Here is a 12,403-nt window from a genome sequence, read left to right as displayed (position 1 = left end):
TCGGTACATCACTGTCCCCATGCTATTCGGCGCCGATCCTCTCATAGCGACGCGCCGCCGCAGATCACATAGTTCTGTCCCGTGATGGACTTTCCGTGGTTCCCCAGCAGGAATCCGGCAAGCGCCGCCACGTCCTCAGGGTCCACGAGCTTGCCCAGGGCGGGCAGCTTCGGCGGGGTGGCGGCCCGGCCCGGATCGGCGAGCATCGGCGTGTCCGTGGGGCCGGGGGACAGCACGTTCACCGTGATCCCGCGCGGTGCCAGCTCCTGCGCCCAGGTCCGGCCCATGCCCAGCAGCGCAGCCTTGGTGGCCGCGTACTGGCTCTTGCCCGGGGAGCCGGTGGAGGTCCGGCTGCCCACCAGGAGCACCCGGCCCCCGTCGGGCATCCGCGGAACCAGGGCGTTGGCCAGGGTGCTCGCGGCCGCCACATGGACCGTGAACATCCCGGCCAGCGCCTCAGGATCCAGCCCGCCCAGCAAGGCGGTCCGCTGGAAACCGGCGGCGTGTACCAGGGCGTTGACCGGAGGCAGGTCCTCGACGCACGCCGCCAGGGACGACGGGTCCGAGAGGTCAGCCTGCCGCCACTGGAAGCCCGGCCCGAGCTCGGGTTCGCTCCGGCTGAGCCCGGTCACCTGCCAGCCGTCCGCCAGCAGCCGGACCGCGATCGCTTTTCCGATCCCGGAGCTGCAGCCGGTGACGACGGCGTGCGGCGCACGGATCACTGAACGTCGCCGCCCGGTGTGCTCGTCCCCTCGTAGGCCCACTGGGGATCCATACGGACGAACTTGATGGCCTGCCGGAAGTACGTGTAGGCGATGTTGAGGGCGCCGTCCGGACCCTGATGGATGGACGGGTAGGAGTATTCGCGGTTCAGGCCGTCGCGGGAGTTGTTGGACAGGCAGTAGCCGTCGCCCACGTCGAGGTTGCGGCGGACGGGCCAGCTGCGGCCGGAGTCCTCGGAGATCGCCAGCGTCATCGGCGATCTCGGGGTACCCCAGAAGGCCTTCCGTTCGCCGCTGTCGTCGGCACCCGGACCGGCGTGCGTGACCACCGGCTCGGTGATCTGCCCCTGTTCCTCGGCCAGGCCGTCGTCGTCGATCTCGTCGTAGAGCGAGAGCCGGCGCTCCGTGGAGGCCTCGGCGCGGCTGTGGTTGTAGACCAGGGCCAGGCGGCCGTCGGCCAGCGCGGTGAACTGGATAGAGGAGTTGTTGTTCGGCAGCTCGGTGGGAACGGGTTCGCTCCAGGTGCTGCCGCCGTCGGTGGACCGGGATTCGTAGATCGAGTCGGCCCAGCGGCTCCGGAACAGGGCCAGCAGGGACCCGTCGGCCACGGGCTGGATGTTCATGTGGACGCAGCCCAGGCTGCCCGGCAGGACATGCTCAGTCCAGGTGGCGCCGGCATCGTCGGAGATCATGACGGCGCTGTCATCGCTGTTGCCCACCCACTTCTCGCCGGGGGTGGTGATGCAGCGGAAGATCGGGATGATCAGCCGGCCGGACGGCAGCACCACCGGCAGTTGGCGGACGAACACGCCGCCGGTCTCGTTGGCCGCGAACAGCGTCTCCACCGGGCCCCAGGTCCGGCCGCTGTCCGTGGAGATTCGACGGCGGACCTCGGCGGTGTCCTGGTTGCCCGCCTTTTGCGCGGTGTACAGCAGCCACAGCCGGTTGTCCGGGGCGGCGAACAGGATGGGGTTCTGCTCCGAGCGGGCGGAGTCGTCGGAGAGCTGCTCCGCCGGCGACCACTGGCGGCTGCCGGGTTCCAGCGTGGCGAACCAGATCGAGATGTCCGGCACGCCTTCCTGCGTGCCGCCGAACCACACGCAGCCGAGCCGGCCGTCGGGAAGCGTCAGGAGGTTCGCGGCGTGGCTCTGCACCGTGGGGGCCGGCAGGTACGCGTACAGGCTGCCGCCTGCCTCCTTGACCTCGCCGTCGGGCGTGATGGCGCTGTAGCCAGCGTCAGAAGCTGCGGCGGCCGCGGCGGGGGTGCTCAATGAGTCAGTTGCAGACATGTCAGTTGCAGGCACGGTTCAGTCCTTTGCGGTTGCGGCAGCCAGGTGGGCCTTGGCGGCCAGCTCCAAGTGGGTCAGGTCGGAGGCGATCGTGGTGAACGTGTAGCCCTGGCGCAGCCGTTGCGCGGCGACTTCGCCGGCCGGGGTGTGGATGCCGGCGGCCACGCCTGCGGCGGCCGCCGCGTCCGCGATGGTCTCCAGGGCGGCGTTGAATTCCGTTTCGACGGCGGGGTCGCCGGGGTAGGCTGCGCCCACGGCGATCGCGAGGTCGGACGGGCCCACGTAGATGCCGTCCAGCCCGGGTGTCTGGCAGATTTCCTTGACGTTGGCCAGCCCTTCCGGGGTTTCGATCATGGCGAAGACCAGGGTGGCGGCGTTGGCCTCGGCGGGAACCGGGCCGATCCGCAGTGCCGAGCGCATGGGGCCATAGGAGCGGCCGCCCAGCGGCGGGTATTTGGCCGCCGCGACGGCCGCGGCGGCGTCTTCCGCGGTGTTCACGAGCGGGACAATCACGCCGACGGCGCCGGCGTCGAGAGCCTTGCCGATCGCGGTGAAGTCGTTGCCCTCCACCCGCACCATGCCGACGGCGGTGTGCCCGGCGTCGATCGCCATGAGCCCGTTCAGCACGCCCGAGTAGCCGAGCAGTCCGTGCTGCGCGTCCAGCGCCACGTAGTCGTAGCCGAGGCGGCTGATGCGCTCGGTGGCGACGGGCGCGTCCAGCACGGCCCAGTAGCCGACGGCCTGCTCGCGGGCGCGGACCTTGCGGGCGAATTCGGTAGCGAGTTCAGATGTCATGTTGGTGTCTTCTGCCTTCAGTCGGGGAAATGGTTGCGTATGTCAGCGGTTGTAGGCGGGCATGGGGCCGCGGAGGCCGGAGCCGACGGCGTCGCACGCCTCCGATACCTCGGAAGGCAGCGGTCCCTTGGCCACGGCGGCGATGTTGGCCTGCAGCTGCTCCACCTTCGAGCCGCCGAGCAGCATCGAACCGACGCCGTTCCGGTACGCAAGCCAGCGCAGGGACAGCTCGGCGAGGCTGATCCCGGCCTCCGAAGCGATGCCGGCCAGGGCGTTGACGGCCTCGAACAGCTGCTTGTCCCAGTACCGCTGGGTGTACATGGCGGCGAGCTTGGAGTCGCCGAACCGGCCTTCGGAGGGCCGGGCGTCAAAGCTGTGCTTGCCGGTCAGCAGGCCGCCGCCGAGCGGGTTGTAGACCATGGTGTGAACGTCATGCGTGGCGGCGAATTCGAGGTATTCCTCCTCCACCCGACGGGCCACCAGGTTGTAGAGCTGCTGCGCGACCACGGGGCGTGGCGCACCCACCTCACGGGCCACATGGATGACGTCGGCGATCTGCCAGGCCGCGAAGTTGGACACGCCCAGGGCGCCGATTTTCCCTTCGGCGGCGAGCTCCGCCACCGTTCCCAGGGTTTCCTGCAGCGGGGTGACCCGGTCCGGCTGGTGGAGATAGAAGAGGTCGATGCTGTCCGCGCCGAGCCGGCGCAGGCTGCCCTCCACGCTGTTGCGCAGCCCTTCCCTGGACAGCGGGGCGTGCTGGCCGTGGTCCGGATGCGGCATGCCCGCCTTGGAGGCGAGGAGGACGTCGGCCCGGCGGTCCTTCAGGAGGCGGGACAGCATCTCCTCGGTGGCTCCGCCGACGTAGGCGTTGGCGGTGTCGATGGTCGTGATGCCGGCGGCAAGTGCCTCATCGATCATGCGTCCCGCGGTTGCCTCATCGGCGGTGTCGCCGAACGTCATGGTGCCCAGGACGAGCCTGGAGATCGGTAGCTTCAGGCCGTCCACTGGGGTGCCTTCGGGCTGGATGCTCATTGGTTGATTCCTCGCAGTTGCATTGACGGGTGGATGCTTAGGTTGCGGATGGCTGGCGGTGGTATTCGGCGGGCTCAGGCGGTTTTCAGCGCCAGCGATGAGACCACGTGCCGCGGCTTCAGTCCGGTCATGGTGGACGGGTCCAGGGCGGCCCGGCGGAGCCGGCGGGTGTAGTCCTCCTTCGGCGCGGTCAGGACCTGCGCGGTGGTTCCGTGCTCCACAAGCTTGCCGCTGCGCATGACCATCACGGTATCGCTGATTTCCTGCACCACCCCGAGGTTGTGCGAAATGAACACGTACGTGATGCCGGTTTCGTCCTGGATGGACTTCAGCAGCCGGAGGACCTGGGCCTGCACGGAGACGTCGAGCGCGCTCGTGGCCTCGTCGCAGACCAGCAGTTCGGGCTTGGAGGCCAGCGCCCGGGCAATGCCGATGCGCTGCCGCTGCCCGCCGGAGAACTCTGACGGGTGCTTGTCCAGGGATGCGACCGGGAGGCCCACCTGGTCGATCAGGCTGGCCGCCGCCTTGTGCCGCTCGTGCCGGGACCGCACGCCCTGGAGCTTGAGCGGCTCGGCCACGATCTCCTGCGCGGTGAGGTGCGGGTCGAGGGAACCGTACGGGTCCTGGAAGACCATCTGGAACTTGGAGCGCAGGGGCCGCAGCTGGGCCTCGCTGAGCCGTGCCAGGTCCGTGCCGTCCAGTTCGATCCGGCCGCTACTGGGCGTCACCAGGCGCATGAGCGCCTTGGCGATGGTCGACTTTCCGCAGCCGGATTCCCCGACGACGGCGATCGTCTTGCCCTTCTCGACCGAGAACGAGACGTCGTCCACTGCCCGGAAGGTTCCCTTCGAGACGTGGTAGTCCACCACGAGGTTTTCGACGGAAAGGAACGGCTTAGTCATTGCTGGCTCCGATTCTGGTCAGGGTGGTGGCATCCGGCGATTCGTCCCACGCGCCCAGGACGGGCACGGCGGCGAGCAGCTTTTGGGTGTATTCCGTGGCGGGGTTGTCCACGATCTGCTGGACCTCGCCGGACTCGACGAACGCGCCGTCCTTCATGACGTGGATGCGGTCCGAGATGAGCCGTGCCACGCCGAGGTCGTGCGTGATCATCAGGATGCCGATGCCGCGCTGTTCCTGCAGTTCCAGCAGCAGGTCCAGGATGCCGGCCTGGACGGTGACGTCCAGGGCGGAGGTGGGCTCATCGGCCACCAGGAGCTGGGGTTCGCTGGCGAGCGCGATGGCGATCAGGACGCGCTGGAGCATGCCGCCGGAGAGCTGGTGCGGGTATTTCTTCAGCTGCTGCTCCGGGGTGGGTATGTGGACCTGTTCGAGCAGCCGGATGGCGCGGGCACGGACGGCACCCGGGTCCTTGGAGGCCGCGCCGGCGATCCTAATGGCCTCGGAGAGCTGGCTGCCGATCGAGTGCACGGGGCTCAGGGCCGTCATGGGGTCCTGCGGGATCAGCGCGAGCGTCTTGCCGCGGACCTTGTCGATGGCCTTGGGGTCGGCGGTGATATCCACGCCGTCGATCCGGACGGTGCCGGAGAGCACGGCGAGGTCCTCCGGCAGGAGCCTGAGGATGCCCATCGCCGTCGTCGATTTCCCTGACCCGGACTCACCGATGATGGTGACGGTCTCGCCCCGGTGGATTGAGAAGCTGACGGCGTCGACGGCGCGGACGATGCCGGCGTCGGTGATCAGTTCCACCTGGAAGTCGCGGACCTCCAGCAGCGGCTGTTCGGTGTGGGCTGCGGGGTTTGCTGTGGCTGCAGTTTGTGCGCTCATTTCTCAGGCACCCTTCTTCTTGCGGCGGGGACGGTCGCGGAGGCCGTCGCCCAGCAGGTTCACGCCCACCACCATGATCGCGATCACCAGGCCGGGCACCGTTACCAGCCACCAGGCGGTGGTGAGGTAGCCCTGACCGTCGGAGATGATGCGCCCCCACGTGGCGAACGGCCGCTGCGGGCCGGCGCCGAGGAAGGCGAGCGCGCTTTCCAACAGCACGGCTTGGGCCAGGAGGAGCAGCACCACCAGCGTGGCCTGCTTGATGACGTTCGGAATGACGTGCTGGACCAGGATCTGCACGCGGTGCAGGCCCAGGATCCGCGCGGCGGAGACGTAGGGCTTTTCGCGTTCCACGAGCACCATGGACCGGGTCAGGCGTGCCACCTCGGGCCATTGGGCGATGGCGATCACGAACGTGATGACGGGAATGGACGGGCCGAAGAGCGCCACCACCAGCAGCAGCATCATCAGCAGAGGCAGGGACATCTGCGCCTCGATCAGGCGCGAAACAACGGTGTCCAGCTTGCCGCCGAAGTACCCGGCTGCCGCGCCAAAGATGATGCCGATGGTGCCGGAGACCACCACGGCCAGGACACCGATGGTGAGCGAGACCTGGCCGCCGTGCAGCACCCGGGAAAGCAGGTCGCGGCCCAGCTGGTCGGTGCCGAACAGGTGCCCCTCGGTCAGCGGGGGAAGCAGCCGCTGGGCAAGGTTCTGGTGGTTGGGGTCCGCCAGCGGCAGGAACCCGGCCAGCACGATGGGAACGACCACCAGCAGCGTGCAGATGACGCCGGTGCGTATCTTGAACTTGGCGCCGGCCCGTCGGCGGGTGGCGCCGGCCTTGGCGATCAGCTCCTTGGTGACGGCGCTGGGGGAGGACTTCCTGGCCGGGGGCTCGGTGGGTACGCCTGCGGGAGGGACTGCGGTGTCGCTGATACTCATGCTGTGGCCGCCTTTCCAAGACGAATGCGGGGATCAAGTAGCGGGTAGGCGAGGTCGACGAGCAGCTGGACTCCAACCGCCAGCAGAGCCGTGATCAGGACCGTGGCCTGGATTAGCGGGTAGTCGCGGGTTTCGAGCGCCCGCACAATCAGGGAGCCGACGCCGGGCCACGCGAACACCACTTCCACCACCACCACGCCGTTGAGCATGGCCGCGAAGCGGGTGCCGAGGGCCGTGAAGACGGGGATGGCGGAGTTGCCCATGGCGTAGCGCCAGGTCAGCAGGGAATTCCGGACGCCGCGGGAGCGGGCAACGGTCAGGTAGGGTGCGGCGAAGTTCGCCGTCATTTCCCGCCGGACCATCCGCGAGATCAGGGCGATCTGCAGGATGGCGATGGTGACGGTCGGCAGGACCAGGCTGCCCCAGGTGGCGAAGCCGGAGGCCGGGAAAATCGGGATGAGGACGGCGAAGAAGGTGAGCAGCATGATGCCGGTCCAGAAGTCCGGCATGGACTGCCCGGCGATGGTCAGGACGTTGACGCCGAATTCCTTTTTGGTGTCCGGGCGGCGCGACATCCAGACGCCCAGCGGGATGGCGACCACTGTGGTGAGCAGGATCGCGGACGTGGCCAAGGTCAGCGTGTACGGCAACCGCTCCATGACCACCTGCACGGCCGGGGCCTGGAAGGAGTACGAGGTGCCGAGGTTGCCGGTGAACAGCTGCTGCAGGAAGATCCAGTACTGCTCCAGCAGGGGCAGGTCCAGGCCGAACTGCTGGCGGACCTTGGCGAGCTCTTCGGTGGTGGCCAGCGGTCCGGCGTAGGCAACTGCCGGATCGCCCGGGGCCAGGCGGATCAGGATGAACACCGTGGAAACCGTGAGGAACACGGTCAGCAGGCCCTGGCCGATCCTCTTGAGGACGTACTTCGTCATGGTCAGGCCTCCAGCCGGACGTCAGCGAGCGGGTAGGAGTTGGTGGGAGCCAGCGAAAGGCCGCCCACCCGGTTGCGGTGGGCCAGCACGGACTTGGGCACGAACGCCCAGGCACAGGGCCAGGTCTCCCAGATGGCCTGCTGGGCCACTGCGAGCAGCTGCTGCCGCCGTACGGGATCAACTTCAGTGGCGGCGGCCTGGATCTTGGCGTGCACGGCGGGATTCACGTATCCCTGGTAGGTGTCGCGGGTCTTTTCCTTCTCCGCGGTGCCGGCGTACATGCCCTGCATCATGGTGATGGCCAGGCCGGTGGGGCTGCTGAAGCCGTTGCCCAGCAGGTCCCAGTCGCCTTGCTTGCCCTGGCGCCAGGCCGAGATGTTGCCGCCGGCTTCGAACTGCTGGAGCTGGGCCTGGACGCCGATGTTGCCGAACATTTCCACGAGGGCCTCCATGACGGAGGTGTCGGAAGCGAATTCGCCGGTTTCCCAGATGATCTTCAGGCTGAGGTCGTTGACGCCCAACTCCTTGAGCCTGGCCTTGGCCTTCTCGGGGTCGTAGACGTAGGCACCGGTCTTGGCGAAGCCGGTCAGGCTGGACGGGGTGACGCCCTCCGCCTGGCTGACGGAGTTCACCAGCACGTCCTTGACCAGCGCTTCGCCGTTGATGGCCCAGCTGAGGGCCTCACGGACCCGGACGTCGGCCAGCGGGTGCCCGGCGGGCTTGCGGAAGTTGTAGAAGATCTGGTTCAGCCGGAGGCTGGACGCTTCACTCAGTACGACGCCGGGAAGTCCGGCCAGCTGTTCGCGCGAGTCGGGTGTGATGGAGTCAATGACATCCACCTCGCCGCTGCGCAGGGCGATGACGCGGCTGGATTCCTCGGGAAGGAACCGGACCTCGACGGTGTCCACCGCGGGCGCCGGGCCCCAATAGTTCCCGTTGCGCTTGAGGCTGTAGGTGCCGGCGCCGCGGTTGAACTTGGTCACGACGTACGGGCCGGTGCCGACGCCTTCCTGCAGCTCTTCGGGCTTGTTCTTGGCCGCGGGGCTGATCAGGATCATGCTCATCAGCGAATCGAGGATGGGAATCGGCTTCTTGGATTCCATCCGGAAGGTCCGGTCATCCACAGGTACCACGGTGGGGAATTCGGGGAAGAAGCCGGCAACGAAGGAGCCCTGGACCTGCTGGTACATCTTCAGAGCCGTGGCGACGTCCTCGATCTTCAGCGGCGTGCCGTCGGAGTACTTGACGCCTTCACGGAGCCGGACGGTCCATACCGTGGGCGAGGTCATTGTGAAGCTTTCGGCCAGGACCAGGACGGGCTTGGTTTCGGGGCCGATGGCGGTGAGGCCCTGGCGCACGGCGCGCTGGACCGTGACGGCGGCGTCGAACTGGTTGAGCTTGTTGTCCAGGCTGACCAGGGAGCGGTTGAGCGCCAGGGTCAAGGTGCTGGGTCCCGGCAGGCCGGTGGGGCCGGCACATCCTGCGACGGTGCCTGTGCCGAAGAGAACTCCGGCGACTGCGCCGAATTGCAGCAGGCGGCGCCTGGAAATCTCGGGTCCTTGAGGAAGAACGGTCATCGTTGACCTCTCGGTAGAACGGGGGACGGCTGGCGACCGGATGGCCGATGCCGCTGTTATGTGCATCACTCTGCCACCATTGCGCGTTTCGCGCAACCCATCTAGCGCGATTCGCGCAGTTGTGTCATGATGAGGACATCGAGAGCTTGATGAATGGCTCGATAACCAGCTTCAACACCAGCTGCGTTGCTAGCTTCGATACCGGTCCGATCCAAGGGAGGAGGGAGACATGGCAACAGTGCTTATACAGGCCGATGACTTTTCCGGCGCCGCTGAAGTAGGGGAGTGTTTTGCCCGGCAGGGGTTCGGCACACGGATCCTTCTCGAACCATCTTCCGCGACTTCCGACGTAGTGGTCGTTGACACCCACTCGCGGTCTTCCGCACCGGAAGCCGCCGCAGCCGCCGTCGCCCAAGTCTTTGCCGGGCCGGCCGCTGCGGACGCTGCCGTGCTGTTCAAGAAGATCGATTCAATCTGGCGGGGGAACGTGGGCGCCGAAGTGGCGTCCCTGACGGACCTCGGTTTCCACGTGCTGGTCGCCGGCGCATTGCCGCAGTTGCGGCGCGCCGTGGTGGATGGACGTCCCTACGCCGACGGCGTGCCGCTGGCCGACACCGGACTCTGGAAGGCGGAGGAAACTGCGCCGCCGACCTTGATCGCGGAGGTTCTGCCGCAGAGTTCCGTTCAGGGGCTGGATCTCGCTGCGGTGCGATCGCCGAACCTCGCCGACAAGCTCCTTGAATTGCTCTCCGGTGGTGACGCCGTGACCGTGGTGGCCGACGGCGAGACCGAGGCTGACCTGGAAGCCGTGGTCCAAGCCCTTGGGCGGCTCGACTATGCCGCCGAAGGCCGGCGGATCGTCCTGGTGGGCACTGGTGGCATCGCGGCCGTGCTCGCGCAAAGCGTATCGCCCGAAGCGCGCTCGACGCCGAGCACGGGAACCCCAGTCCCTGCGCGAAACGCGCAGATTGCCGCGGGGGACTCACGTACTCCAGACGCCACGGGAAGCGGCAGGGCGCGGCCGGTGCTCGCCGTCGTCGGATCCGCGTCCGAGGCCGCACGCAGGCAACTGCGGGAGCTTCAGTCCGGAGGTTTCACCCTCGTCGGGCTCAGCCCGGAGGAACTGCGACAGCCTGGAACAGCCCCGAAGCTCGGCGCTGTCCGTCAGGCCCTCGCCGCCGGCGAGCCCGTGGCACTGACCGTCGTCGCTGACAAGGTGGATCCCCGCGAAGCCGGCGCAATCGTCAGCAACCTGGCGGACTTCGTGTCCGCCGCCGTCGACCCCCCGTCGGGACCCGCCGTCGTCCTTCCTGATCTCATCCTGACAGGCGGCGAGACGGCCCGCGAGGTGCTGGACCGCCTCGGCATCCGGGCGCTGGAGCCGCTCGGCGCCCCACAGCACGGTGCAGTAGTCAGCCGCGCCGACGACGGCAGGCTGGTGGGCACTAAACCCGGCAGCTTCGGCGATGACCAGGCCCTGCTGCAGCTCTACCACTCAATCCAAAGCCGCTGGGCCAATGAACCGGCCGGCACCGCACGTCACGAACCACTCGACCCTTCCGCAAAATCTGGAGAAACCATGAATTCAGCGTTGAATGCCACCGATTTGAATGCCACCGATTTGAAGGCAACAGCACAGGAAACCCGCCCCGTCATCGCGGTCACCATGGGCGACGGCGCCGGCGTCGGCCCCGAAGTGACGGTGGGCGCGCTGCTGGCCGAAAACGCCTACCGGGACTGCCGTCCGGTGGTCATCGGTGACGTGTACCGGCTGGAGCTGGGGGCGAAGGCACTGGGTGCCGAGGCCAACATCGTGGAGATCCAGAACGTGGCCGAGGCCGTGTTCGAACCGGGCCGCATCAACGTGATTGATCCGAAACTGCTCTCGCACGACCTGCCCTGGGGTGTGGAATCCGCCGAGGCCGGCAACGCCGCGTACCACTACATCCGGATCGCCTGCGAGCTGGGGATGAAGGGGGAGGTGCAGGGGATCTGCACCGCGCCGCTGAACAAGGCCGCACTGCACAAGGCGGGGCACATCTACCCGGGCCACACGGAACTGCTGGCGCACTTCATGGGGATCGAGGAAGTGTCCATGATGCTGAGCACGCCCAAGGTCAAGGTCATCCACGTCACCACGCACATCGGCCTGATCGATGCCATCAACAAGATCGAGCCCGGCCTGGTGGAACGCGTCGTCCGCCGCGGGCACAGCGCCATGCAGCGCGCCGGCGTCGCGAACCCCAAGATCGGCGTCTGCGCGATCAACCCGCACGCAGGGGAGAACGGCCTGTTCGGCTACGGCGAGGAAGCGGAGAAGATCACCCCGGCCATCGAGAAGCTGCAGGCCGACGGCATCGACGCCCGCGGCCCGCTCCCCGCGGACACCGCCTTCTTCCTGGCCGGCCGCGGCGACTATGACCTGATTGTCGCGATGTACCACGACCAGGGCCACGGCCCGGTGAAGGTCCTGGGCATCGAGGCCGGCGTCAACATCACCGTGGGCCTGCCCGTGATCCGCACGTCCGTGGACCACGGCACGGCCTTCGACATCGCGGGCAAGGGCATCGTGGACGTGCGCAGCATGATCGAGGCCCTGCGCCAGGCCGCGGAGATGTCCCCGAGCCCCGTGCTGCAGAAGTAACCCCGCACTGACGGCAGCGCGGTGTCACCTACCGCCAATCCGGAGGCCTTTGTGGGCGTCCTATGGCCCGGGTGCAAGAATGTCCGCATGCGCATATTCCTGGAGACGGAGCGGCTGTTGCTGCGGCAGTTTGATCATCATGATTCAGACCTGCTCGTGGAGTTGGACGGCGATCCGCGCGTGATGCGGTACATCACGGGCGGCGTTCCGACGTCTCGAGATGAGGTTGAAGGCGAGTATCTTCCGGCGTTCCTAGGCTACTACGAGCGATTCCCCGGCTATGGTTTCTGGGCAGCGATCGAGAAGTCAACTAATGACTTCCTCGGCTGGTTCCACTACCGGCCCGCCCCCGGGGATCCACTCGATGAGCCGGAACTTGGCTATCGCTTGCGTTGCGAGGCTTGGGGAAAGGGGTATGCGACTGAGGGTTCCCGTGCCCTGATCACCAAGGGTTTTACCGAGTTCGAAGTGAGGCGGGTCGTTGCTTCGACCATGGCAGTCAACACGGCCTCGCGACGGGTGATGGAGAAATCCGGGATGCGTCTAGTGCGTACGTTCGTCGCTGACTGGCCAGTGTCCATTCCTGGCAATGAACACGGCGATGTCGAGTACGCGATCTCCCGAACTGAATGGGAGCTAGACCGGACTGAATCGCCATAACGGAGATTCTGTAGACCTGAGT

11 protein-coding genes are annotated in these 12,403 nt (G+C 67.3%); 2 read left to right on the top strand and 9 right to left on the bottom strand.

The genetic code is table 11. From position 1 onward, the window contains the following. Positions 1-41: 41 nt before the first annotated feature. The 9 genes from ACFVTM_RS17400 to ACFVTM_RS17360 all read right to left on the bottom strand — a co-directional run bounded on the left by ACFVTM_RS17400 (position 42) and on the right by ACFVTM_RS17360 (position 9,077). Entirely contained in the window at positions 42-722 is a 681-nt protein-coding gene (locus ACFVTM_RS17400) for an SDR family NAD(P)-dependent oxidoreductase (protein ID WP_390204980.1), read from the bottom strand. Beyond that, positions 719-2,011: an exo-alpha-sialidase gene (locus tag ACFVTM_RS17395; RefSeq protein WP_390205089.1), complete on the bottom strand. Its 1,293-nt coding sequence runs from the start codon at positions 2,009-2,011 to the stop codon at positions 719-721. Before ACFVTM_RS17395 ends, ACFVTM_RS17400 begins: the two co-directional genes overlap by 4 nt. Before the next feature lie 18 nt (positions 2,012-2,029). Next, positions 2,030-2,806: an HpcH/HpaI aldolase/citrate lyase family protein gene (locus ACFVTM_RS17390; protein WP_390204978.1), complete on the bottom strand. Its 777-nt coding sequence runs from the start codon at positions 2,804-2,806 to the stop codon at positions 2,030-2,032. A gap of 42 nt (positions 2,807-2,848) precedes the next feature. Next, complete coding sequence (locus ACFVTM_RS17385) at positions 2,849-3,838, bottom strand: aldo/keto reductase (RefSeq protein WP_390204977.1); 990 nt, start codon at positions 3,836-3,838, stop codon at positions 2,849-2,851. Positions 3,839-3,912: 74 nt separating this feature from the next. Beyond that, entirely contained in the window at positions 3,913-4,740 is an 828-nt protein-coding gene (locus ACFVTM_RS17380) for an ATP-binding cassette domain-containing protein (protein ID WP_390204975.1), read from the bottom strand. After that, positions 4,733-5,626, bottom strand: coding sequence for an ABC transporter ATP-binding protein (locus tag ACFVTM_RS17375; protein ID WP_390204974.1), 894 nt, complete (start codon positions 5,624-5,626; stop codon positions 4,733-4,735). Before ACFVTM_RS17375 ends, ACFVTM_RS17380 begins: the two co-directional genes overlap by 8 nt. 3 nt (positions 5,627-5,629) lie before the next feature. Then, positions 5,630-6,568: an ABC transporter permease gene (locus ACFVTM_RS17370; RefSeq protein ID WP_390204972.1), complete on the bottom strand. Its 939-nt coding sequence runs from the start codon at positions 6,566-6,568 to the stop codon at positions 5,630-5,632. Continuing rightward, positions 6,565-7,500 (bottom strand): ABC transporter permease, encoded by a 936-nt coding sequence (locus ACFVTM_RS17365; protein ID WP_390204970.1) that lies wholly within the window; start codon positions 7,498-7,500, stop codon positions 6,565-6,567. The genes ACFVTM_RS17370 and ACFVTM_RS17365 overlap by 4 nt, the downstream gene beginning before the upstream one ends. A gap of 2 nt (positions 7,501-7,502) precedes the next feature. Then, positions 7,503-9,077 carry an ABC transporter substrate-binding protein gene (locus ACFVTM_RS17360; protein WP_390204968.1) on the bottom strand — a complete coding sequence of 525 codons (1,575 nt, stop codon included), beginning with the start codon at positions 9,075-9,077 and terminating at the stop codon, positions 7,503-7,505. 229 nt (positions 9,078-9,306) lie between these two features. Here ACFVTM_RS17360 and pdxA point away from each other — a divergent pair, with 229 nt between their 5' ends. Both pdxA and ACFVTM_RS17350 read left to right on the top strand, forming a co-directional pair. Beyond that, positions 9,307-11,721, top strand: coding sequence for a 4-hydroxythreonine-4-phosphate dehydrogenase PdxA (pdxA, locus tag ACFVTM_RS17355; RefSeq protein WP_390204966.1), 2,415 nt, complete (start codon positions 9,307-9,309; stop codon positions 11,719-11,721). 87 nt (positions 11,722-11,808) lie between these two features. Continuing rightward, positions 11,809-12,381, top strand: coding sequence for a GNAT family N-acetyltransferase (locus tag ACFVTM_RS17350; RefSeq protein ID WP_390204964.1), 573 nt, complete (start codon positions 11,809-11,811; stop codon positions 12,379-12,381). Positions 12,382-12,403 lie beyond the last annotated feature (22 nt).

It is taken from the genome of Arthrobacter sp. NPDC058130 (genome assembly GCF_042884475.1).
Taxonomy (GTDB): domain Bacteria; phylum Actinomycetota; class Actinomycetes; order Actinomycetales; family Micrococcaceae; genus Arthrobacter.
Note: the sequence above shows the minus strand (reverse complement) of the source record. Positions and strands in the feature narration are given on the sequence as shown.

Excerpts from the sequence above, each read along its gene's own strand:
- ACFVTM_RS17350 (WP_390204964.1), top strand. The coding sequence starts at position 11,809 with ATGCGCATATTCCTGGAGACGGAGCGGCTGTTGCTGCGGCAGTTTGAT.
- ACFVTM_RS17385 (WP_390204977.1), bottom strand. The coding sequence starts at position 3,838 with ATGAGCATCCAGCCCGAAGGCACCCCAGTGGACGGCCTGAAGCTACCG.
- ACFVTM_RS17360 (WP_390204968.1), bottom strand. The coding sequence starts at position 9,077 with ATGACCGTTCTTCCTCAAGGACCCGAGATTTCCAGGCGCCGCCTGCTG.
- ACFVTM_RS17380 (WP_390204975.1), bottom strand. The coding sequence starts at position 4,740 with ATGACTAAGCCGTTCCTTTCCGTCGAAAACCTCGTGGTGGACTACCAC.
- ACFVTM_RS17370 (WP_390204972.1), bottom strand. The coding sequence starts at position 6,568 with ATGAGTATCAGCGACACCGCAGTCCCTCCCGCAGGCGTACCCACCGAG.
- ACFVTM_RS17390 (WP_390204978.1), bottom strand. The coding sequence starts at position 2,806 with ATGACATCTGAACTCGCTACCGAATTCGCCCGCAAGGTCCGCGCCCGC.
- pdxA (WP_390204966.1), top strand. The coding sequence starts at position 9,307 with ATGGCAACAGTGCTTATACAGGCCGATGACTTTTCCGGCGCCGCTGAA.
- ACFVTM_RS17375 (WP_390204974.1), bottom strand. The coding sequence starts at position 5,626 with ATGAGCGCACAAACTGCAGCCACAGCAAACCCCGCAGCCCACACCGAA.
- ACFVTM_RS17365 (WP_390204970.1), bottom strand. The coding sequence starts at position 7,500 with ATGACGAAGTACGTCCTCAAGAGGATCGGCCAGGGCCTGCTGACCGTG.
- ACFVTM_RS17395 (WP_390205089.1), bottom strand. The coding sequence starts at position 2,011 with ATGTCTGCAACTGACTCATTGAGCACCCCCGCCGCGGCCGCCGCAGCT.